This is a genomic window from Sulfitobacter sp. BSw21498, from assembly GCF_006064855.1.
Lineage (GTDB): Bacteria > Pseudomonadota > Alphaproteobacteria > Rhodobacterales > Rhodobacteraceae > Sulfitobacter.
This window is the reverse complement of record NZ_CP040753.1, coordinates 726,698-747,557: the sequence shown is the minus strand read 5'-3', so window position 1 is coordinate 747,557 and position 20,860 is coordinate 726,698. Positions and strand designations below refer to the sequence as shown.

General features: G+C 58.2%; 18 protein-coding genes. 10 read left to right on the top strand and 8 right to left on the bottom strand.

Annotated elements, in window-relative coordinates; translation table 11 throughout:
• Positions 1-136 precede the first annotated feature (136 nt).
• The gene (locus tag E5180_RS03640; protein WP_138923203.1) at positions 137-1,084 is read left to right on the top strand and encodes a radical SAM protein; all 948 of its coding nucleotides are present in this window, start codon (positions 137-139) and stop codon (positions 1,082-1,084) included.
• An 18-nt stretch (positions 1,085-1,102) separates the two neighbouring features.
• Here the strand turns inward: E5180_RS03640 and E5180_RS03635 are convergent, their stop codons facing one another.
• The gene (locus E5180_RS03635) at positions 1,103-2,164 is read right to left on the bottom strand and encodes a DUF2855 family protein (RefSeq protein ID WP_138923202.1); all 1,062 of its coding nucleotides are present in this window, start codon (positions 2,162-2,164) and stop codon (positions 1,103-1,105) included.
• Positions 2,165-2,402: 238 nt separating this feature from the next.
• On the opposite strand from E5180_RS03635, the gene gyrA reads away from it, so the two are divergent.
• A complete protein-coding gene (gene gyrA / locus E5180_RS03630) occupies positions 2,403-5,159 on the top strand; it encodes a DNA gyrase subunit A (RefSeq protein WP_138923201.1) in 2,757 nt (918 codons plus the stop codon).
• 137 nt (positions 5,160-5,296) lie between these two features.
• Here the strand turns inward: gyrA and E5180_RS03625 are convergent, their stop codons facing one another.
• From E5180_RS03625 to E5180_RS03610, 4 genes are all read right to left on the bottom strand, one after another.
• Positions 5,297-5,635, bottom strand: a complete 339-nt coding sequence (locus E5180_RS03625) for a hypothetical protein (protein WP_138923200.1) — start codon at positions 5,633-5,635, stop codon at positions 5,297-5,299.
• Positions 5,636-5,778: 143 nt separating this feature from the next.
• Positions 5,779-7,254, bottom strand: a complete 1,476-nt coding sequence (locus E5180_RS03620) for a carboxypeptidase M32 (RefSeq protein WP_138923199.1) — start codon at positions 7,252-7,254, stop codon at positions 5,779-5,781.
• A complete protein-coding gene (ctaA, locus tag E5180_RS03615) occupies positions 7,254-8,405 on the bottom strand; it encodes a heme A synthase (RefSeq protein ID WP_138923198.1) in 1,152 nt (383 codons plus the stop codon). Before ctaA ends, E5180_RS03620 begins: the two co-directional genes overlap by 1 nt.
• Positions 8,406-8,461: 56 nt before the next feature.
• Positions 8,462-9,214 carry an RNA methyltransferase gene (locus E5180_RS03610; protein ID WP_138923197.1) on the bottom strand — a complete coding sequence of 251 codons (753 nt, stop codon included), beginning with the start codon at positions 9,212-9,214 and terminating at the stop codon, positions 8,462-8,464.
• Between the two features lie 156 nt (positions 9,215-9,370).
• On the opposite strand from E5180_RS03610, the gene E5180_RS03605 reads away from it, so the two are divergent.
• A complete protein-coding gene (locus E5180_RS03605; protein WP_138923196.1) occupies positions 9,371-9,991 on the top strand; it encodes a thiamine phosphate synthase in 621 nt (206 codons plus the stop codon).
• Between the two features lie 16 nt (positions 9,992-10,007).
• On the opposite strand, the gene E5180_RS03600 is transcribed toward E5180_RS03605, so the two are convergent.
• Positions 10,008-11,333, bottom strand: a complete 1,326-nt coding sequence (locus E5180_RS03600; protein ID WP_138923195.1) for a HupE/UreJ family protein — start codon at positions 11,331-11,333, stop codon at positions 10,008-10,010.
• On the opposite strand from E5180_RS03600, the gene E5180_RS03595 reads away from it, so the two are divergent.
• From E5180_RS03595 to E5180_RS03580, 4 genes are all read left to right on the top strand, one after another.
• A complete protein-coding gene (locus E5180_RS03595; RefSeq protein ID WP_138923194.1) occupies positions 11,332-12,147 on the top strand; it encodes a DUF4198 domain-containing protein in 816 nt (271 codons plus the stop codon). The two genes, E5180_RS03600 and E5180_RS03595, sit on opposite strands and share 2 nt — an antisense overlap.
• Before the next feature lie 57 nt (positions 12,148-12,204).
• Positions 12,205-13,089 (top strand): PfkB family carbohydrate kinase, encoded by an 885-nt coding sequence (locus E5180_RS03590; protein WP_171048892.1) that lies wholly within the window; start codon positions 12,205-12,207, stop codon positions 13,087-13,089.
• Positions 13,086-14,000 (top strand): pseudouridine-5'-phosphate glycosidase, encoded by a 915-nt coding sequence (locus tag E5180_RS03585; RefSeq protein WP_138923193.1) that lies wholly within the window; start codon positions 13,086-13,088, stop codon positions 13,998-14,000. The genes E5180_RS03590 and E5180_RS03585 overlap by 4 nt, the downstream gene beginning before the upstream one ends.
• An 86-nt stretch (positions 14,001-14,086) precedes the next feature.
• Entirely contained in the window at positions 14,087-14,833 is a 747-nt protein-coding gene (locus E5180_RS03580; protein ID WP_138923192.1) for a DUF502 domain-containing protein, read from the top strand.
• Between the two features lie 79 nt (positions 14,834-14,912).
• Here the strand turns inward: E5180_RS03580 and E5180_RS03575 are convergent, their stop codons facing one another.
• Positions 14,913-15,686 (bottom strand): 3-hydroxybutyrate dehydrogenase, encoded by a 774-nt coding sequence (locus E5180_RS03575; RefSeq protein ID WP_206338739.1) that lies wholly within the window; start codon positions 15,684-15,686, stop codon positions 14,913-14,915.
• Between the two features lie 423 nt (positions 15,687-16,109).
• Between E5180_RS03575 and E5180_RS03570 the strand changes: the two genes are divergently transcribed.
• A complete protein-coding gene (locus tag E5180_RS03570) occupies positions 16,110-17,828 on the top strand; it encodes an extracellular solute-binding protein (protein ID WP_138923191.1) in 1,719 nt (572 codons plus the stop codon).
• 125 nt (positions 17,829-17,953) lie between these two features.
• Here E5180_RS03570 and E5180_RS03565 read toward each other — a convergent pair whose 3' ends face one another.
• Positions 17,954-18,577 carry a helix-turn-helix domain-containing protein gene (locus E5180_RS03565; RefSeq protein ID WP_138925103.1) on the bottom strand — a complete coding sequence of 208 codons (624 nt, stop codon included), beginning with the start codon at positions 18,575-18,577 and terminating at the stop codon, positions 17,954-17,956.
• A gap of 64 nt (positions 18,578-18,641) precedes the next feature.
• Here E5180_RS03565 and E5180_RS03560 point away from each other — a divergent pair, with 64 nt between their 5' ends.
• Together E5180_RS03560 and E5180_RS03555 are read left to right on the top strand one after the other, a co-directional pair.
• The gene (locus tag E5180_RS03560) at positions 18,642-20,156 is read left to right on the top strand and encodes a class I adenylate-forming enzyme family protein (protein WP_138923190.1); all 1,515 of its coding nucleotides are present in this window, start codon (positions 18,642-18,644) and stop codon (positions 20,154-20,156) included.
• Entirely contained in the window at positions 20,153-20,794 is a 642-nt protein-coding gene (locus E5180_RS03555; protein WP_138923189.1) for a DsbA family oxidoreductase, read from the top strand. Before E5180_RS03560 ends, E5180_RS03555 begins: the two co-directional genes overlap by 4 nt.
• Positions 20,795-20,860: the final 66 nt, after the last annotated feature.

Sequence of the window (20,860 nt, the reverse complement as noted above, 5' to 3'; positions counted from 1 at the left end):
AATGTAATGTTAGCGCAAACATAACGAGATTTCCGCTTTTCACAAGTCTGTGCGCGAAATGACACGGGGTTTTATTGCGCATACCATTCGCATAGACAAAGAAAAATTAATTATATCAGGTGAGGCCCGGTTCTTTATGAAAGACGTTGTCGACGCAAATATCGGTAAGTTTCAAGACCCTGCCTTGACCGCCAAGGGCGAACCCCGCGCGACGGTAAGCCTGACAAACCCGCAAACCCTGTGGTTCAATACCGGCACCCTGTGCAACATCGAATGCGTGAACTGCTATATCGCATCCAGCCCGACGAATGACGCGCTGGTCTATATTACCGCGGACGACGTGCGTGATTACCTGGGGCAAATCACGCAGCGGAACTGGCCCGTGACGGAAATCGCTTTTACCGGCGGCGAACCCTTCATGAACCCGCAGATGATCGAGATCACGGAAGCCTCGCTTGAAGCCGGATACGATGTGCTGATCCTCACCAACGCAATGCGCCCGATGATGCGCAAATCGGTGCAGGCCGGTCTGGCACGCCTGAACGAGGCTTATCCCGACAAGCTGACCTTGCGGATTTCAGTGGATCATTACCGGACCGATTTGCATGACGCAGAACGCGGTGCTGGTGCGCTGCAAAAGACGGTCACCGGTATGAAATGGCTACGCGACAACGGTATCCGCATGGCCGTCGCAGGGCGATCGGTTTTCGGCGCGACAGATGAAGACAGCCGCGCCGGCTATGGGGTCTTCTATGCTGAACACGGCTTTGACATCGACGCGCAAGACCCTGGTATGACAGTTCTTTTCCCCGAAATGGATGAAACCGTCGAAGTGCCCGAAATCACGACATCCTGCTGGGGTATTCTAGACATATCGCCTGACGCGGTGATGTGTTCAAGCTCGCGGATGGTGGTCAAACGCAAGGGGGCCGCGACACCAGCGGTGCTGGCCTGCACGCTGCTGCCCTATAGCGAAGAGTTTGAGCTGGGGCATTCGCTGGAAGAGGCCGAGAAAGACATCGCATTGAACCACCCCCATTGCGCCAAATTCTGCGTCTTGGGCGGGGCAAGCTGTTCAGCCTGACCCCTTGCCCGCGACGCGCTACGGACGGATAACCGCTCCGATTTTGGGGTCGGCTTCGCCTTTGGCCAACGCGGCATAGACCCCTTCTGCGGCTTCGACTCCTTCATGCACCTGCACATCCATCCAGTCCGATGCGCTGGCGGCGATACGTTTCCACGCCGCAGTAATCTGTGCCTCGATCTTACCAGGCCCCCACTCCTGCCGACGTTTAGCGACCTGAGAGGGCGCAAAGAAGAACTCCGGTTTTGGGCCTTCAAGGCGCATCGCCGGGGTGAATTGGTCCCAATGGCTCAGCCCCACTGCTGACGAATGTTTAAGCTTGTGTTTTAACGTGCCATGCAGCTCGGCCTTGACCGTACTGTTGCCGGACATGTCGACATAGACGGACGGCACGTGGTCGAGCTCGGCGATCTGGTCATAGGTCAGCACGGTATCGCAATGCCCCAACCCTTCGACAAAAGCGCGGTTACCGACGGATGTCAGGCCCACGATTTGATAGGCACGCGCTTTGGGTTCGGCCAGATAGCAGCAAAGCCCCAATCCGGTTTTGGACGACGCGCTGCCCACGATGATCTGCTCGGCACCAAAACAGTCATTATCGCGCAACCAATCGTAGATCAGATAGGATGTCGCCAGCAAAGGTTGCAGCAAGGCACGCAGGTGGTCCTCTGATGCAGGGCCGGTTTTGACGGGGGTGTATTGATTATAGATCAGCGGAAGCTTTGCCCGATGTGCCGCTGCATCCACCAAACCGGCGGTGCCATTTTCAGGGGCGATCACCACCTCGGATGCCATCGGGTAGAAACCATAAAGCCGCGTACCAACGCTTAGCACGTCAGTGCGACTTTCAACGACTTTGGCGGTGCCCCAGACCGGCACAATGCCCCATCCGTTCTCGGACGTCGGAAAGAACTGCCAATAGCCGATGTCAAAGCCCGCTGCTGCGTAGGTGACATTGTTCGACGTGAGCGCAAAGCTTTCGATTGCCAGACGCGCCTGCCCCGGTGCCAGCGGCTCTGCTTGGGTTGTGACGACACGTGTTTCAGTGATTGCGTTTTGATTGACCAAAATCTGTTGCATGGTGATTTCCCCCTCGTTTGACTATACCCTAACCCCAAACCCACGCGCTGTTGCCGCCTATCAGAACTGACGTTGCGCCACAAATATATCGTCAGAATTAGTATCATTACATTTCAACCACTTAGCCTGACGTGCAAGTGAATCCCCGCCAGTCAAGGCCGCAGGCATTGCACCCGATATGCCCCGTCTGCTATACGAAACCGCAAGATATAGAACCAGCAAGAGCTAGGCAGATTACGTGAACGAGACGCCAGAAACCCCTGAAAACGATGACGAAATCCCGGCAACGCGCCCCGTGTACGATGGCCCATCGGTCGATATCGAACACGAGATGCGGACATCCTATCTGGATTACGCCATGTCGGTCATCGTTTCGCGCGCCATTCCCGACCTGCGAGACGGGCTAAAACCGGTTCATCGCCGCATCATTTATTCGATGTACGAAAAAGGCATTACGCACGATAAATCATACCGTAAGTCTGCGAAGTCCGTGGGCGATGTGATGGGCTCCTACCACCCGCATGGTGACAGCGCGATCTATGACGCGTTGGTGCGTATGGCTCAGGACTTTTCGATGTCGCTGCCGCTGATTGATGGTCAAGGTAACTTCGGCTCCATGGACGGCGATAGTGCTGCAGCCATGCGTTATACGGAATCGCGCCTTGATAAGGTCGCGTCATTCATGACCAGCGATCTGGACAAAGAAACCGTCAATTTCATCGACAACTACGATGGAAAAGAACGCGAGCCTACTGTTTTGCCTGCACGTTTTCCAAACATGCTGGTTAATGGCGCAGGCGGTATCGCCGTTGGTATGGCGACGAACATTCCGCCGCACAATCTGGGCGAAGTGATCGATGCCTGTCAGGCGCTGATCGAAAATCCCGATCTGACCTCGGAAGAGCTGATTGAATATATTCCCGGCCCCGACTTCCCCACAGGCGGGATCATGTTGGGCCGGTCCGGTGCACGCAAAGCCTACCTTGAGGGGCGCGGCAGCGTGATTATGCGGGCCAAGACCCGTGTCGAAGAAATTCGCAAGGACCGGTTTGCCATCGTCATCGACGAGATTTGCTATCAGGTCAACAAATCCACGATGATCGAAAAGATCGCCGAACAAGTGCGCGAGAAGAAGATCGACGGCATCGCCCATGTTCAGGATGAATCCGACCGGAACGGTGTGCGCGTCGTGATCGAGCTTAAGCGCGATGCCACCGCCGAAGTGGTCATGAACCAGCTCTATCGCTTTACACCGATGCAAACCTATTTCGGCTGTAACATGCTGGCGTTGAACGGCGGCCGGCCAGAGCAGCTTACCCTGCGCAAGTTCCTGACATCTTTCATTGATTTCCGCGAAGATGTTGTCGCCCGCCGCACCGCCTATTTGCTTCGCAAAGCGCGTGAACGCAGCCACATCCTGTGCGGTCTGGCCGTCGCGGTCACCAACATCGACGAGGTCGTCGCGACCATCCGATCCTCTGCGGATGCCGCCGAGGCGCGCGAAAAGCTGATGACGCGTCGCTGGCCTGCAGAGCAGATCTTGCAGTATATCGCGCTGATCGACGATCCGACACATACGGCCAACGAGGATGGGACCTATAACCTGTCTGAAACACAGGCCCGCGCCATCTTGGAGCTGCGCCTGCAGCGCCTGACTCAGATCGGCGTCAAAGAGGTCACCGACGAGCTGGAAGAACTGGCCAAGAAAATCCAGGAATACCTCGAGATTCTGGGCAGCCGTGAACGTATCATGGGCATCATCTCCGACGAGCTGACCGAGGTGAAAGACCTCTTTGCCGTTCCGCGCCGCACAGAGATCGTCGATTGGTCCGGCGATATGGACGACGAAGATCTGATCGCACGCGAAGACATGGTCGTGACCGTAACTTCGGGCGGCTATATCAAACGCACCCCGTTGATCGATTTCCGCAGCCAACGTCGCGGCGGCAAAGGTGTTTCTGGCATGCAAACCAAAGAAGAGGACGTGGTTACCACCCTCTTTGTTGCCAATACCCACACGCAACTACTTTTCTTTACGACGGACGGCATGGTCTACAAGCTCAAGACCTGGCGCTTGCCCCAAGGCGGGCGCACTTCGAAAGGTAAGGCGATCGTTAACATCCTGCCGATCCCGACCGGCGTCTCCATTGCGGCGATTATGCCCGTGGATCGCGACGAGAAAGATTGGGACGATTTGCAGGTGGTCTTTGCGACCTCTGCCGGTACTGTTCGTCGGAACAAACTTTCGGATTTCACCAACGTCATGCGTAACGGCAAAATTGCCATGAAGTTTGAGGATGATCACGCCAAGACAACGCTGATTAACGCACGCATCGCCTCTAATGATGATGACGTAATGCTGGTCACAAACTCCGGCCGCGCAATCCGCTTTCCGGCCACCGACGTGCGCGTGTTCAACAGCCGCGCCTCTGTCGGGGTTCGTGGCATCAAGCTGAACGGGGACGATAAAGTCGTATCCATGTCGATCATTCGCCACTTCGACGCGACCTCGGAAGAGCGCACGGCCTACCTCAAGATGCGCCGTGCGATGGCGGGTCTTGTCGATGATGTGGAAAATGACGAGGACGAAGCACCCGCCGATCCGAATTTCTCGCAAGAACGCTATGCAGAAATGTCTGCGGCAGAGAATCTTCTCCTGACGATCACAGAAAAAGGCGCGGGCAAGCTTTCCTCCAGCCACGATTATCCCGTGCGCGGGCGCGGCGGTCTGGGTGTAACGGCGATGGACAAGGCAATGCGCGGCGGCGAAATCGTCGCTTCGTTCCCGGTCGAACTAGATGACCAGATCATGCTCGCCACGTCCAAAGGGCAATCGATTCGCGTTCCAGTAGAAGGTATTTCCTTCCGCTCGCGGAGCGCCGGGGGCGTCAAAGTCTTCGACACCGGCCGCGGCGAGGTCGTTGTAAGCGTTGCCTGGATTGCAGATCAGGGCGATGAAACAGTAGACGACGAGATCATCTCCCCCGAAGTGTAAGACTACTTTTTAGAATCTTAAAGCCGTCCCTCGTGATGAGGGGCGGCTTTTTGTATTTTCAGAATTCAGACATTAGAAGGCATGAAAAAAGCGCCCCCGAAGGGGCGCTTAAAAATATCCAACAGTACTAAAAGAAATTAGTTAGTTGTGGTTGTTGTAGAGGTGTTGTTGTCATCGTCGTTTGCAATAACTGCAACGGCAACAATAACTGCTGCAATACCCGCGATAGCGGCAGGGCTCATGCTTTCAAAGCCAACACCACCAGCGGCGCTTGGATCAATACAACGACGGGCAAGGATACCGTCGATTTGTGTCGGCGCTTTGCAAGCGTATGTAACGCCATTTGCGCCGACAACTGTCGTTGGATACTCGGCAACGCCGGAGCTACCACCAACAGCGGCTTGAGTTGTTACTTGTGCGGAAGCCGCGCTTGCAGTCATCAAAAGCGCAGCGGCGAATGCTGTAAAGCGTGTCATTATGTCTTCTCCAGTTTGCGAAGTTCACTAATCTTGGGCTTGGTATCGCATATTTCGGTTGCAATAGCAAACTCGATATCTCTCAAAACATTGGTTCGTTCCGATGTTAAGCAGGCTTTAGGACCTTTTTAAAGCAGGAATAACTATAGCGCATATAGGGCGCTAAACTTTTCGGTCAAATAGGAAAGCAGCGGGATCTCGCTTGGCTCTGCCCCCGTCGCTTGGGTGATCACTTCGCGCGGGCTGTAAAGTCCACCATGGCGCTGCACCTTTTCGCGCAGCCAGCCAGTGGCAGTAGCGGTATCCCCCTTGGCCAGTTGAGTATCCAAGTCCTGCACATCGCGGCGCAGCGCTGTATTCAAACAGCCAGCATAGACGTTGCCCAAAGAATACGTCGGGAAATATCCGAACAGCCCTACCGACCAATGCACATCCTGCAATACACCGTTTGATGGCCTGTCAACGGCATACCCGAAGTCCGCCTTGAACCGGTCGTTCCATGCGGCTTCCAGATCGCCAACCAACAGATCGCCCGCCATTAACGCACGTTCCAGATCGAACCGCAGCAGCACATGTAGATTGTACTGCAACTCATCCGATTCGGTTCGGATATACCCATCTGATACCCGATTTACGATCCGGTAGAATGTATTTTCATCCGCCACGCCAAAGTCACCAAAGGCATCGCGCATCTGCCCATAGAGCCAACCCGAAAATGCACGGCTCCGGCCAAGCTGGTTCTCGTAGATCCGGCTTTGGCTTTCGTGCACGCCCATAGAGACGCCCCCACCAAGAGGCGTCAAAAGGTACTCTTTGTCGATACCTTGCTCATAACACGCATGACCGACTTCGTGAATCGTTGAATAGAAACAGTTAAATGGATCGACCTCATTTGTGCGCGTTGTGATCCGCACATCCTGCCCCGACCCGCTTGAAAACGGGTGCACGGCTTTATCCACGCGACCCATCGTCATATCGTAGCCAAACGTCGTGGCCAGAGTCCGTGTCAGCTTCATCTGGGCATCGGCGTCAAATCGACCCGCCAACACAGGTGGAGCCTCGGCCTCGCGAACGGCTTCACGCAAACGGGTCAGCTCGGGGCGCAGGGCGCCGAACATGGCCTCTAGCTCGGCAGCGGTCGCACCGGGTTCATAGTCATCCAGCATCGCGTCATAGACATCGCCTCCGGCAGCAAGCGCCTGGCCTTCTTCACGCTTCAGCGCGATCACCTCGGCAAGGGTCGGGGCAAATGCCGCAACATCGTCGGCAGCACGCGCCTCGGCCCAAATGCCTTGCGCTTCCGAGGTGACCCGCGCAATCCGCGCTGCAAGCGCTGCGGGTACCTTAGAGGCGCGCGCATGCCCGCGCTTGATGTGGCGCACCTGCGCCTGCCCCACCTCATCTAGTCCAACCGCATCGATCCGGTCCAACCATTCGGGAATACGCGGATCGACACGGCGGGCGTGCAAAACGCCCTCCATCGCGGCCATTTCCTCGCCCCGCTGCGGGGCAGCACCGCGCGGCATGACTGTTTCCTGATCCCAGCCCAAACGCCCCGCAACCTGCGCAAGCGCCTCGGTTTCGCGCTGAAACGCCATCAACTCGTCAAAAACAGTCATCAAGATTTTCCTCGTACAGATGTCGGAATCGGGTAGGCGCTTAGGAACCGTGCGCGCAGGATCAAAACCCAAAGTATCACGGCCAACACCTGGTGGAAGATCGCGATGTGTACCGGTGCCGCGTTCAACACTGTAACGATCCCCAAGACAACCTGCCCTACCATCGCAACAATCATCAGGTTGAACGCCTTGCGCGTATTGGGATGCGCTGACTTACGGCCCCGCAGCCAAACCACGATAGCAAAAGCAAACAACAGATAGCCTGCCATCCGGTGCATGAACTGCACCAAACCGGGGTTCTCAAAGAAGTTGCGCCAGACCGGCATAATGTTGAAAGCCTCGGGCGGAAAGAACTGGCCCTGCATCAATGGCCAATCGACAAAGAACCGGCCAGCATCAATCCCCGCAACCAAGGCCCCAAGCAGAATTTGCAGGAACGCAAAATGCAGCACTCCCGTGGACATCCCAAAGAGCTTCGCTTCTTTCGCCCGCCGCGCCTGCATCAGGTCACGCTCGGGCCGACCAAGCAGCAGCGCGTACCATGTGATGACCCCAAGGATAACGAAGGCAAGCCCCAAATGCGTGGCCAGACGGTAGCTGGCAACGTCTAGAACAGCCTCTCCGCTGGTGACGCCCGATGAGACCATCCACCAGCCGATCGCACCTTGCAAACCGCCAAGCCCGCCCAAAAACAAAAGACGCCCCGACCAGCCCACAGGGATCTGACGGCGCAGAAGAAACCACAAGAACCCGACAGCCCAAAATAGGCCGATCACCCGGCCCAACTGACGATGGCCCCATTCCCACCAGTAAATCGATTTAAAATCAGACAGTTCCATCCAAGAGTTCTGAACCTGAAACTCGTCAATTTCTTGGTACTTGGAGAACTCAGATTGCCAGTCCGCCTCAGTCATCGGCGGCATGGCTCCGGTAAAGGGCCGCCACTCGGTGATGCTCAATCCGCTGTCGGTCAATCGGGTCAAACCGCCAACGGCGATCATCACAAAGACCAGGGCAAAGAGAATGAACAGCCAGATACGGATGCCGCGCTGTGCACCACCGCGCCCACGGTCAATGCCGCCTATCTGTGCCACAGGCCGCGCGGCCTGCGCCTCGCCCACTTCCTCGAACAGCTTTCGTTTCTCGGCCATTGGTGCCTCTTGTCTGCTATGTTTCACGCAGAAGTAGGACACAAGCGCACAAAGGTCTAGCCGCGCTCTTTCCAGCGTACCATCTGTCGCAGGGTGCCATGCAGCGTCTGCACATCGGCGCGGGTCAACGGCAGACGTGACCACATGTTGCGCAGATTGACCTTCATACTGGCAGCCTTGTGGTCGGGATAAAAGAATCCGGCCGTGTCCAGACGTTCCTCGAAATGCCGCGCGAGATGTTCGATCTCGCTGTTGTCAGCCCAGTTTGTCCCCGCCATCTCGACTTGTTCAGAAACCACATCGCCTTGCGCCCGCATCCATTCGTATCCCATCAACAAAACACATTGTGCCAGATTAAGGGACGCAAAGGCAGGGTTCACCGGCACCGATACAATCGCATTCGCGCGTGAAATATCGTCGTTCTCAAGTCCTGCGCGTTCAGGCCCGAACAACACAGCCACGCGCCGGCCCTCGCTGATCATCTGGGCAGCTTTCGCCATTGCCGCCTCTGGGCTGTAAACCGGCTTGGTCAGATCACGATCACGCGCTGTGGTGGCAAAGACAAACGCTGCGTCGCCCACTGCACCGGCAAGATCGTCATACACCACGGCTTCGTCCAACAATCGCCCGGCGCCCGACGCCATCGCCACCGCCGACGGGTTCGGCCAGCCATCGCGGGGGGCTACAATACGCATCCGGTCCAGTCCAAAGTTCCACATGGCACGCGCCGCGGCCCCAATGTTTTCGCCCATTTGCGGGCGCACCAGCACAAAAGCCGGTATCTGCGGGTGTTCTATTGTATCATTCATGGGCACCTCATACGCGCGCCGCCATCGCCTCGCAAGAACGACGCGGCCCGTCTTTGGCCTTCCAAATGGGAAAAAATCCTCGCCGAAGGCATAAAAGTTTTTCTTTCCCCGCGCGATCCGTTAATTGACGCGCAATAACCCAAAGGACAGCAAGCCATGGATACGCCTGAACAGCCGCAGCTTTACCTGATGACCCCGCCCGAGCTTGAACTCTCCAGCTTTCCCGATGTGCTGGCCCGTGTGCTCGACGCGCATGATGTGGCGTGCGTGCGTCTGGCGCTCAGCACCCGCGACGAAGACCGCGTGATGCGCGCTGCCGATGCGCTGCGCGAAGTGACCGATGCGCGCGATATCGCATTGGTGATTGCGGATCACACATTGCTTGCAGAACGGCTGGGACTTGATGGTGTGCACCTGACGGATGCGGCACGCTCGGTGCGGCACGCGCGCAAGACCCTGGGCGATGACGCCATCGTCGGCAGCTTTTGCAACGGTTCGCGCCATGACGGGATGGCAGCGGGCGAAGCCGGCGCGGATTATGTCAGCTTTGGTCCGGTCAATGCGTCCCTGCTGGACGATGGAACCCACGCCGAACAGGACCTCTTCAAGTGGTGGTCCGAAGTGATCGAGGTACCGGTTGTAGCCGAAGGCGGGCTGACCACCGATCTGATCCGCGCGCTCACCCCCATCACCGACTTTTTCGGAATCGGGGATGAAATCTGGACCAGCGAAAAGCCCGAACAGGCGCTCGCTGATCTGATTGCCGCGATGAAGTAACCACGCAGGGCGGGTGTTACAGGAACACCCGCTCTACGAACCAATAGGCCCCGATGACAGCAATTGCGACCGACGCCGGTGTGGCGACGAAGCGGCGGTAAGGTACCGCAACCTGCCGGAACTGCACCGACAGGAAACACCCCGTAAAGACCAGCGCCAACGGGATCATGAACACCGCAACCGGTGCCTCTAGCAGCTTTGCCACCGCAGGCATCGGAATGATGCACAGCGCCAATGCAATCACAGCCAGCGCCACATACAATCCTTTGGCCGCACGCGGATCGCCCTGCCCGCGCATCACGCGCAGCGCTTGCCAGACACACAGGAACATAATTGCAATTACCGTCAGTTGACCGACCTCGACCCCGATGTTGAACCCGATCAATGCGGGGACAAACTGATCCTCCGGGAGGCCGAATTCGCCCAGTACGGATGCAAATCCTAGGCCGTGCAGCAAACCAAAGCCAAAGATTACCAAGGGCCGCCAAGGGCTGAGCCCGGCCAGAAAGATGTTTTCGACAGCGACATAGACGATCGACGCGGCGATCAAGGGCTCCACGATGCTACCGGGCACCGACACCCAGCCAAGCGCGCCAAGCGCCAGCGTCACCGTATGCGCTGCGGTAAACGCCGTGACCTGCCAGATAAGCGGCCGCAGCTGTGTCGACAAAAAGAACAGGCCCAACACAAACAGAATATGGTCCAACCCTTTGGGCAAGATGTGGTCAAAACCCACTGGAATATAGGTGGCAAAGGCCTCCCATGCCGATTGCTGCCCTCCGCCCTCAAGCAGGATCTCGGGGCTTTCTGCGCCGCCCTCAAGGTAGCCGGTATAGGGGGTCTCGACCCCTTGCTGGCGCAACACGAAGGCACCCGCACCATCAGGCCATGAAACAACCAATCCGCGCGTGTCTTGAGGCAGCGTCGCGTGCAAGGACCATTCGGCAATACGGGGCAGCTCGCCGTTCACATCCTCGGGGATTGTCAGCGCAACTGTCTCAAGTGCAACCGGTTCGCCATCGGCGCGTAGTACCGGCAAAGCGTTCCACCGTGCCAGAAGTTCGGGCGCACGCGCCAGGATTTCTGAAGGAGGTAAAGCGCGCAAGCTGTCGTAATCGCTGGCATTTTCGGCGTCATTCGTATCGGCCACCTCGTCCAGATCAATGCCGGACAACATTGCCTCTAGATTGATGCGCATATCCAAGGTTGCCTGCCCGTCGGCGCTGCTTAGGTCGCCTATCGTTGGCAAGACCTCATGCGCTTGTGCAAAGCCTGCCAGCCCACTTGACAAAACCAACGTATAGGCCAGCTTGAGTATCAGTTTATAAAAGGTTGTTCGCATGTTTCTGTCCCGTTCCGCACTCGTACTAACATCATTATTACCAACTTCAGGTGCGTTTGCGCATGAATTCTGGTTGGATACACCCGCGTATCAAGTACAGCCCGGCGCCGAAATGACAACCGACATCCGCAACGGGCAGTTGTTCGAGGGCACGCGGCTCGCGTATTTCCCCAATAACACCGAACGGTTCGACATAACCTTTGACGGCACCAGCACAGCGATCGAGGCGCGGATGGGTGATATTCCCGCGCTCAAGATGGCGGCACCCGACATGGATGGGCTGGCAATTATCGCCCATGAGGCCAAAGCGACTTTGCTAACCTATAGCGATTGGCAAACCTTTGTTGGCTTTACCGTCCACAAAGATTTCATGCAGGCCGTGGCTGACCACCGCGACAACGGCTACCCGCAAGACAAAGTGCGCGAACGCTACAGCCGGTATTCCAAGGCGTTGATTGCCGTGGGCGACGGGCATGGCGATGACAAAGCCTTGGGGCTGGAGACTGAGTTGGTCGCGCTCACCAACCCCTATACCTTAGGCGCGGATCAGCAGATGGAAGTCGCGTTGACTTACCAGCAGGAACCGCGCCGTGACGTTCAGGTCGAAGTGTATGAGCGCACCGCAAGCAAAGACGTCACCGTGACCAAATACCGGACAGACGACGCGGGACACGTGCAATTTCCGGTGACTGCTGGCATGACCTATCTGGTTGACGCTGTGGTGCTGCGCCCTGCCCCGGACGTGGAAACCACCCCCACCAGCCCCCACTGGGAGAGCCTTTGGGCATCGCTGACATTTGCCGTGCCGGAATAGGTCTTTTCGCGCCGCCTCGACTTGCGCCCGCCATATCGGTTGGGCCATACCGGCGGCATGACACATACACCTAACATTCTTTGCATCGGATCGGTGCTGTGGGACATCATCGGACGTGGCGATACGATCATGCGGCAAGGGTCGGACATGCCTGGTCGCATCACGCGCCTGCCCGGTGGCGTTGCACTGAACATCGCGATGGCGCTGGCCCGCTTTGGCTTGTCCCCTGCGCTGATCAGTGCTGTTGGACGCGACCCCGAAGGCGACGAGCTTATTGCCGCGTGCAAACTCCGGGGGCTTCATACGGATCATGTGTATCGGTCGGATGATCTGCCCACTGACCGCTATATGGCGGTCGAGGGGACGAACGGTCTGATCGCCGCCATCGCCGATGCTCATTCGCTGGAGGCGGCAGGCGACAAGATCCTGCGCCCGTTCGAAGACGGATCACTGCCAACTCCCTATCGTGGTGCCGTGGCGCTGGATGGCAATCTCACACTCGACCTTTTGTCACAGATGGCGCGTAGCCCGCTATTGGAGCATGCCGATCTGCGCGTCGCCCCGGCATCGCCCGGCAAGGCGCTGCGGCTGGCCCCCTTTTTGCAGGCCGAACGCGGCACGCTTTACGTCAACCTCGAAGAAGCGGGGTTGCTGTGCCAAGCGACGTTCGACAGCTCGCGCGACGCGGCAGCGGCGCTGCTGGCGCGTGGTGCAGTTCGTGCTGTGGTGACTGACGGCGGAAATCCTGCGACCGTGGGTCAGCCCAGCGGGTTAATCACCCAAGACCCGCCCCCCGTTTCCGTCACACGCGTGACCGGCGCCGGTGATACCTTCATGGCTGCGCATATCGCGGCCGAAATCAAAGGGGCGGCACCAGACGCGGCCCTGACCCAAGCGCTTTCTGCCGCTGCCCAATATGTTTCTGGAGAGACCAAAATATGATCCCCCTGCACCGCTCTGCCGAAGTCGCCAAAGCCCATGCGAATGGCACCCCCGTTGTTGCGCTGGAAAGCACAATCATCACCCACGGGATGCCCTATCCGCAAAACCTTGAGGTCGCGCGCCAGGTCGAAGCAGACGTACGCGAGGCCGGTGCTATTCCCGCGACAATTGCGGTGATCGACGGGCGGCTGCACATCGGTCTGGAAGACAGCGAGCTGACGGCGCTGGCGCAAGCCAAGAATGTCGCGAAACTGTCGCGTGCCGATATGGCCGCCTGTATTGCCACGGGCGGTACTGGTGCCACCACGGTTGCCGCCACCATGATCGCCGCCCATCTGAGCGAGATCGCGGTTTTCGCCACTGGCGGGATCGGCGGCGTGCATAAGGGTGCGGAAAACAGCTTTGACATCTCTGCCGACCTGATGGAGCTGGCCCAAACGCCGGTGACCGTTGTCGCTGCCGGGGCCAAGGCCATTCTAGATGTGGCAAAAACACTTGAAGTGCTGGAAACCCAAGGCGTGCCGGTGATCACCGTCGGCCAAGACAGCTTTCCCGCGTTCTGGAGCAGCACGTCCCCCCTGAAATCCCCCCTGCGCATGGACAATGCCGCAGATATCGCCGCCGCCCATACAATGCGCGGCAACATGGGCCTGCCGGGTGGTCAACTGGTGGCGAACCCAATCCCGAAAGAGGATGAAATCGCCGCCGCCGATCTTGCCCCGATCATCAAGGCGGCCCAGGCCGATGCCAACACCCACGGGATCAGTGGCAAAGCCGTTACCCCCTATCTGTTGCAGCGCATATTCGAGCTGACCGAGGGCCGGTCACTGACCGCAAATATCGCTCTGGTCCGCAATAACGCTCGTTTTGCGTCCAAAATTGCGGCTGCACTTATGTCAAAAGACGCATAAAGCCTAATATTTATGCGTCCTCCATTGTAGCAACGCGTGAAACGCCCTAGCTCTAACGCATTGCTGCAGTGGGATAACCTTCATTCATGAACACACCGTTTACGCCGCCTCTTCCTCCCGCACCGCGCCGGACTTTGTTCGCGCGAGTCAGGGCGTCGTTTTTGACCGGCCTGGTCGTCATCGCGCCGGTCGGTCTGACCATCTGGCTGATCTGGACCGTGATCGGCTGGATCGACGGTATCGTGTTGCCGATGGTTCCTTTGGCCTATCATCCTGACCGACTGATCCAGACCTATTTCGGGCTCGACCCGTCCGCACAAATCAACGTGCGCGGCATCGGTGTGATCATCTTTTTGCTGTTCACGGTGATTGTGGGCTGGTTGGCCAAGGGCATCATCGGGCGGTCGTTCATCCGCTTTGCAGAAAGCCTTGTGGAACGCACACCCGTTGTCCGCACGATCTATTCCGGCATCAAACAAATCTCTGAGACGATTTTTGCCCAGTCAGAGCGCAGCTTTGAAACCGCGTGCATGATCGAATATCCGCGTAAGGGCGTTTGGGCGCTTGGTTTTATTTCGATCCCCGCTAAGGGCGAAGTCGCCGCCGCGGGTGGTGAAGGGGCAAACCTCGTGGGGGTTTTCGTACCGACCACACCCAATCCCACGTCGGGATTCCTGCTGTTCGTGCCGCAAAGGGAAGTGACTGAACTGGACATGTCGGTGGAGGATGCAGCCAAGCTGGTGATCTCTGCAGGGCTGGTCTATCCCGCGCAAAAGCCCGTTCCAGTGGATCAGGCCCTTGGTCCACGCACGAACCGTATTTCACCAAGCTGAACCCCAAGCGCGGATCACACGAACTGCGCTTGAGGTTCTTCCACTATCGCCATCTTCGGTCGATCTGCGCGTATACTGGCTACAGCGCGGTCCAGCCGCCATCGACGCTGATGGTTGTACCGGTGATCTGGTCGCCCGCCTCGGAACACAGGAACGTCGCGGTACCGCCCAGCTGTTCCACGGTTGCAAACGCCTTGGAGGGTTGGCGCTTGAGCATGACGTTCTTGATCACCTCTTCGCGCGTCATGCCGTACTCTTTCATCGTGTCAGGGATCTGCTTTTCGACGATATCGGTCAGCACGTACCCCGGACAGATGGCGTTGCAGGTGATGGGATCTTCGGCCGTTTCCAGCGCGGTCGTCTTGGACAGGCCAACGATTCCGTGCTTTGCAGCGATATAGGCTGATTTATAGGGCGACGCGGTCAGCCCGTGCGCGGAGGCCACGTTGATTACACGACCCCAGCCTGCTTGGCGCATCATCGGCAAGGCAACGGCCGTGGTATGAAAAGCAGAGCTGAGGTTGATGGCGATGATGGCGTCCCATTTTTCGGTGGGAAAGCTCGGGATCGGTGCGACGTGCTGGATACCGGCATTGTTTACCAAAATATCGCAACGGCCCGCGTCAGTGATCAATTGGCGACATTCATTCGATTTCGACATATCCGCCTGAATATAGCGTGCCGTCACACCGGTTTCGGTGGCGATGTCTTTGGCGATGGCATGGTCTTCTTCACGGTCGGTAAAGGAGTTCAGCACAACATCCGCCCCCGCCCGCGCCAAAGCCCAAGCGATGCCAAGGCCAATACCGGAATTGGATCCGGTGATGACGGCTGTTTTTCCTGAAAGGTCGATGCTGTAGGCCATGAATTTCTCCTCGCGTTTCTGCAGCTGCATCATGGCGAGCGCGTAAACGAATGGAAACGGCTAATTGAACGCGCCAGCGGAATGCCCCTGATGCGACCACTGCAGCCCAATCACGGGCAAAAAAAAACGTCCGCACGAAGCGGACGTTAAGTTATTGAGGCAGGTTTCATACAGGCAAGAAACCTATCGAGCAGTGAGTTGGTTATACGCAATTCGCCGCCGTAATCCAAGCTTAAAGTTTGAACTGTAGCCCCCGTATCGCTAAGGAATACGCTAATAAAACAAGGCTAGAGCGGGATTGTTGCTAAAATGGCGTTTAATTTTTTCCAAAGCTGTCGGGCAGTTGCAGCCGTTTCTTCACTGATTCTTCTCAGTGGATTCGCCCGTGCCGAGCCCGCGCATGGTATATCTATGTATGGGGACCCCGCGCTCCCACCTGATTTTGTGTCTCTGCCCTATGCCAACCCGAATGCGTCCCCAGGCGGCTCGATTGTTCTGGGCAACACCGGCGGCTTTGACAGCCTCAATCCTTTCGTGCGCAAGGGCACGTCGCCTTGGCAGTTGCCATTTTTTACCCATGAAAGCCTGATGGGCCGTTCGTGGGATGAACCCTTCGCACTTTACGGACTTTTGGCCGAATCGATTGAGGTCCCCGACGACCGGTCATGGGTCGAATTCACCCTCCGCCCCGAAGCGCAGTTTGCGGATGGCACGCCGGTCACCCCCGAGGATGTGATTTTCAGTTACGAGCTCTTGGGCACCCAAGGACACCCGCGCTATCACGGACTTTACGCCCAGATCGACAGCATCACCCAAACTGGCCCCCACAGCGTGAAGATGGTGTTCAATACCGACAACCGCGAGCTCGCCCTGCTTGCCGGCATGCGTCCGATCCTGAGCAAAGCCCAATGGGACACCCGCGATTTCGCCAATGCACCTCTGGCAGAGATCCCGCTGGGCTCCGGCCCCTATGCGGTCAGCGACTATAAGGCAGGCAAACAGGTCACCCTAACGCGCAACCCCGACTACTGGGGCAAGGATGTTCCCTTTCGCAAAGGCACCCATAATATCGACGAAATAAAGCTCGACTTTTATGGCGATGCGAATGTGCTTTTCGAAGCGTTCAAAGCCGGAGAGATTTCGGCCCTGCGCGAGTTCAACGCCGAAACCTGGGCGACGCAGTATGACTTTCCCGCCGTACAGCGCGGTGACGTGGTTAAATCGACTTTTGCCCATAGCAAACCCTCGGGCATGACAGGGCTGGTGATGAACACCCGCCGTGCGCCCTTTGATGATATTCGTGTCCGCGATGCGCTGATTGCGGCGTTCAACTTTGAATATATAAACGAGACGCTGACCGGTGGCGCGCAGCCGCGCATCACCTCGTATTTCTCGAACTCTCCGCTGGCGATGCAAGCGGGGCCTGCGACGGGGCGTGTGGCTGAGCTGTTGACCCCCTTTGCTGACGCCCTGCCCCTAGGTGCTATCGACGGCTATGCGCTGCCCGTGTCCGACGGATCAGCCCGCAACCGCGCCGGCATCCGCCGCGCCATGCGGGCACTGTCCGACGCAGGGTTTAGCGCGGACGGCGGCACGATGCGCGGCCCCGACAGGCAGCCGTTGTCGTTCAGCATCCTGCTGTCCAAAGGCAGCAGCGAAAATATCGCCATTGCAGAGTTGTATATTCAGGCTCTGGCCCGTTTGGGGATCACTGCCCGTGTGGATGCGGTGGATGATGCGCAATTCGTTGCCCGCAACGCGGCGTTCGACTTCGACATGGCTATCTTTCGCCGCGCCCTGTCGCTGAGCCCGGGCAATGAGCAACGCTATTACTGGGGCTCCGAGGCGGCAGATCAGGATGGCAGCCGCAATCTCATGGGCGTAAAATCACCCGCCATTGACGCGATGATCGATACGATGGTCGGGGCCAGCAGCGCCGAGGATTTCAACGCGGCCACCCGTGCGCTTGACCGTGTGCTGACGGCCGGGCGTTATGTCATCCCGTTCTGGCAGTTCACCGAAGACCGCATCGCGCATGTCGCAGCGATGAAATACCCTGACCATGTGCCGCTGTATGGAGATGGGCCGAACTATATGCCGGAAGTCTGGTGGATTGATCCAACGCAGTAGGGCGCGCGTGTGAGGCCGCGAAGGGGTGGGCGCGGCGCAGACCGGCCCTTCGGGGAGAGTTTATTGGGCAAAATGAAGCGCGCTGGTGCGGTCGATCAGGTAAGGCCGGATCAGACGAGGCCCAATCAGACGAGAGATGTGACCCAGAGGATTGTGGCGTCTTCATCGCTGGTCGATACAACGTTATGGCCCATCGTCGCGTCGTAATAGGCGCTGTCGCCACGGCGCATTTCGACGGGTTCGTAGAACTCTGTGTATAGAGTAATGACGCCGGTCAGCACATACAGAAACTCTTCGCCGTCGTGGCGCACCCAGCCGTCGAATTCATCCATTCTGCGCGCGCGAATACGGGCGCGGTACGGCAGCATCTGCTTTTTGCGCAACGTGTCGGCCAGCATCGTATGCTCGTAGGTGGTGGTCGCTTTCGCGGCACCCTCGTCCGATTTGGTAATCGCCATCCGCCCGTTGATTTGCCCCGCTGATGGCGGCGTAAAGAGCTGCGGCACCGATATTTCCAACCCGACGGCCAGCTTTTTCAATGCCTCGTAGGTGGGCGACATCTGACCGTTCTCGATCTTGCTGAGGGTCGATCGTGCCAGTCCTGCCTGATTGGCGGCCTGTTCCAATGTCCAGTTACGCGCCTTGCGCAACTCGCGCACGCGGGCCCCCAGATCGACCGGCGGCGTGGTTTCCGTCTCGCCGCTTTCGCGGGCGATCTGGATCATGGTTTTGGGGACATCCTGCGTCATGAACTGGCTATAGCGTCGGGTCGGCGTGCTTGCAACGCCGCTGCGTGCGGGGTAGCGATTGGGCATGAAATCACTCTCTGCTTCGACGGGGTTCACGCCCTGCCCCGCTTCGTTCAATCTTGCTGCTCATGTGTTGGCACGCGCTGCCGGCCTGGGTGCCAAACCGGCGCTGTCGATACTTGGGCCTGCCACCAACGAGACATGGAGCTTTGCCCGTCTGGAGGCTGCCGTGCGCGGCACAGCGACCGGATTGCTGCGGCGCGGTTTGGCACCGGGTGACATTGTCCTGATGCGCCTTGGAAATACCGTGGATTTTCCGTTGGCGTATCTAGGTGCCTTGGCCGCAGGGCTCGTGCCCGTGCCCACAGCCGCCGCGCTCACAGAGCCAGAAGTCGCCGCGATTATCGCGACCTTGGAGCCAAAGGCCATTCTGCGTGACCCCGCCGTGCCCTGCCCGCCAGCGGATACCCTCATTGATCTGGACGATTTGCGGGGCATGCCCGACCTGCCCCCTGCCGACTGGCACATGGGCGACCCCGACCGGCTGGGCTATATCATCTATACCTCTGGCACATCCGGAAAACCAAGCGCTGTGATGCATGCGCATCGTGCCATCTGGGCGCGACAGATGATGGTGCGCGGCTGGTACGACCTGCGTCCCGACGACCGCGTGATGCATGCAGGGGCGTTCAATTGGACCTATACGCTTGGAACCGGCTTGATGGACCCCTGGACCGCGGGTGCAACTGCGCTGATCCCCGCGGCGGGCGTAGCTCCGGCTGATCTGCCGAAGCTTATGGCCCGCCATGAGGCAAGTATTTTTGCAGCAGCGCCCGGTGTTTACCGCCAGATCCTAAAACATCACGGCCGTATTGACGCTCCAAGCCTCCGCCATGGCCTGAGCGCGGGGGAAAAGCTGCCTGCCGCAGTAGCACGCGCATGGAAGGCCGCAAGTGGCACCGAGATTTTCGAGGCCTACGGCATGTCTGAATGCTCGACCTTCTTATCCGCCTCCCCCGACCGGCCTGCGCGCAGGGGCACGCTTGGCCAGCCGCAAGACGGGCGGCGCATTGCTTTGATCGGGGCCGATGGTCCGGTCGAGATCGGACAGGAAGGTACCATCGCGATCCACAAGAGCGACCCGGGGCTAATGCTGGGATACCTCGGCGCGGCCGAGCAAACGGCGCGGAAATATCAGGGCGACTGGTTCCTGACCGGCGATCAGGGGGTGATGGGCGAGGATGGCCAGATCACCTATCTGGGACGCAATGACGATATGATGAACGCAGGCGGGTTCCGTGTGTCGCCGATCGAGGTAGAACAAAGCCTCGCCAAGTTTCCCGGTATCCATGCCGTCGGCGCGGCGGAGGTCGAAGTGCGCCCCGATGTGACAGTGATCGCCGCCTTTTATACAGCAGACAGTCCGCTGGACGAAGCCGCGCTGGCGCTTTATGCACAAGACAACATGGCGCGCTACAAGCAGCCGCGCCTTTTCATCCACCTGCCAGAACTGCCCATGGGCGCGAATGGCAAACTGCTGCGCCGGTCCTTGCGCGCGGCCTATGAGGCGCAACGATGACCCAAACGATCAAGCTTGATATCATGTCCGATCCAATTTGCCCTTGGTGTTATATCGGCAAAGCGCATCTGGACCGTGCATTGGAAAGCGAACCCGACCACCCGTTTGCGATTGAATGGCACCCCTTTCAGCTGAACCCCGACATGCCCGCCGACGGCATGGACCGACGCGCCTATCTGGAGGGTAAGTTCGGCGGCAAGGACGGCGCGGTTCGGGCTTATGCCCCCGTGGTGGAACATGCCGAGAAAGCCGGGCTGAAGATCAATTTTGAAGCGATGCAGCGCACGCCAAATACGCTGAACGCCCATCGGCTGATCCATTGGGCGGGGATCGAGGGTCGCCAGACAGCTGCGGTATCCGCATTGTTCAAAGCGTATTTTGTTGATGCGCGGGATATTGGCGACGCAGAGGTTCTGGCCGACATCGCCGATGGCATCGAAATGGATGCCTCTGTTGTGACGCGGTTGCTGGCGACCGATGAGGATATGGACGTTATCCGCAAACGCGATGCCCACAGCCGCGAGATGGGGATTTCGTCGGTCCCTACCTTTATCGTCGGCGGACGTCATGCCGTGCCAGGTGCGCAACCACCCGAGCTTTGGAAAAAGGTTCTGGCAGAGCTGCGCAACGAGGGCTGAGGCCCCGTCAAACGAGATATACATTCGGACAGAAAGCCTTTGCCATCGTGACGAAACCCGCCTAGA

Bases quoted from the DNA above. Each gene is read 5' to 3' on its own strand.
- E5180_RS03605 (WP_138923196.1), top strand. From the start codon at position 9,371: ATGGATACGCCTGAACAGCCGCAGCTTTACCTGATGACCCCGCCCGAG.
- E5180_RS03640 (WP_138923203.1), top strand. From the start codon at position 137: ATGAAAGACGTTGTCGACGCAAATATCGGTAAGTTTCAAGACCCTGCC.
- E5180_RS03555 (WP_138923189.1), top strand. From the start codon at position 20,153: ATGACCCAAACGATCAAGCTTGATATCATGTCCGATCCAATTTGCCCT.
- E5180_RS03590 (WP_171048892.1), top strand. From the start codon at position 12,205: ATGACACATACACCTAACATTCTTTGCATCGGATCGGTGCTGTGGGAC.
- E5180_RS03625 (WP_138923200.1), bottom strand. From the start codon at position 5,635: ATGACACGCTTTACAGCATTCGCCGCTGCGCTTTTGATGACTGCAAGC.
- E5180_RS03580 (WP_138923192.1), top strand. From the start codon at position 14,087: ATGAACACACCGTTTACGCCGCCTCTTCCTCCCGCACCGCGCCGGACT.
- E5180_RS03595 (WP_138923194.1), top strand. From the start codon at position 11,332: ATGTTTCTGTCCCGTTCCGCACTCGTACTAACATCATTATTACCAACT.
- E5180_RS03585 (WP_138923193.1), top strand. From the start codon at position 13,086: ATGATCCCCCTGCACCGCTCTGCCGAAGTCGCCAAAGCCCATGCGAAT.
- E5180_RS03635 (WP_138923202.1), bottom strand. From the start codon at position 2,164: ATGCAACAGATTTTGGTCAATCAAAACGCAATCACTGAAACACGTGTC.
- ctaA (WP_138923198.1), bottom strand. From the start codon at position 8,405: ATGGCCGAGAAACGAAAGCTGTTCGAGGAAGTGGGCGAGGCGCAGGCC.
- E5180_RS03565 (WP_138925103.1), bottom strand. From the start codon at position 18,577: ATGACGCAGGATGTCCCCAAAACCATGATCCAGATCGCCCGCGAAAGC.
- E5180_RS03570 (WP_138923191.1), top strand. From the start codon at position 16,110: ATGTATGGGGACCCCGCGCTCCCACCTGATTTTGTGTCTCTGCCCTAT.
- E5180_RS03610 (WP_138923197.1), bottom strand. From the start codon at position 9,214: ATGAATGATACAATAGAACACCCGCAGATACCGGCTTTTGTGCTGGTG.
- E5180_RS03620 (WP_138923199.1), bottom strand. From the start codon at position 7,254: ATGACTGTTTTTGACGAGTTGATGGCGTTTCAGCGCGAAACCGAGGCG.
- E5180_RS03600 (WP_138923195.1), bottom strand. From the start codon at position 11,333: ATGCGAACAACCTTTTATAAACTGATACTCAAGCTGGCCTATACGTTG.
- E5180_RS03560 (WP_138923190.1), top strand. From the start codon at position 18,642: ATGAAATCACTCTCTGCTTCGACGGGGTTCACGCCCTGCCCCGCTTCG.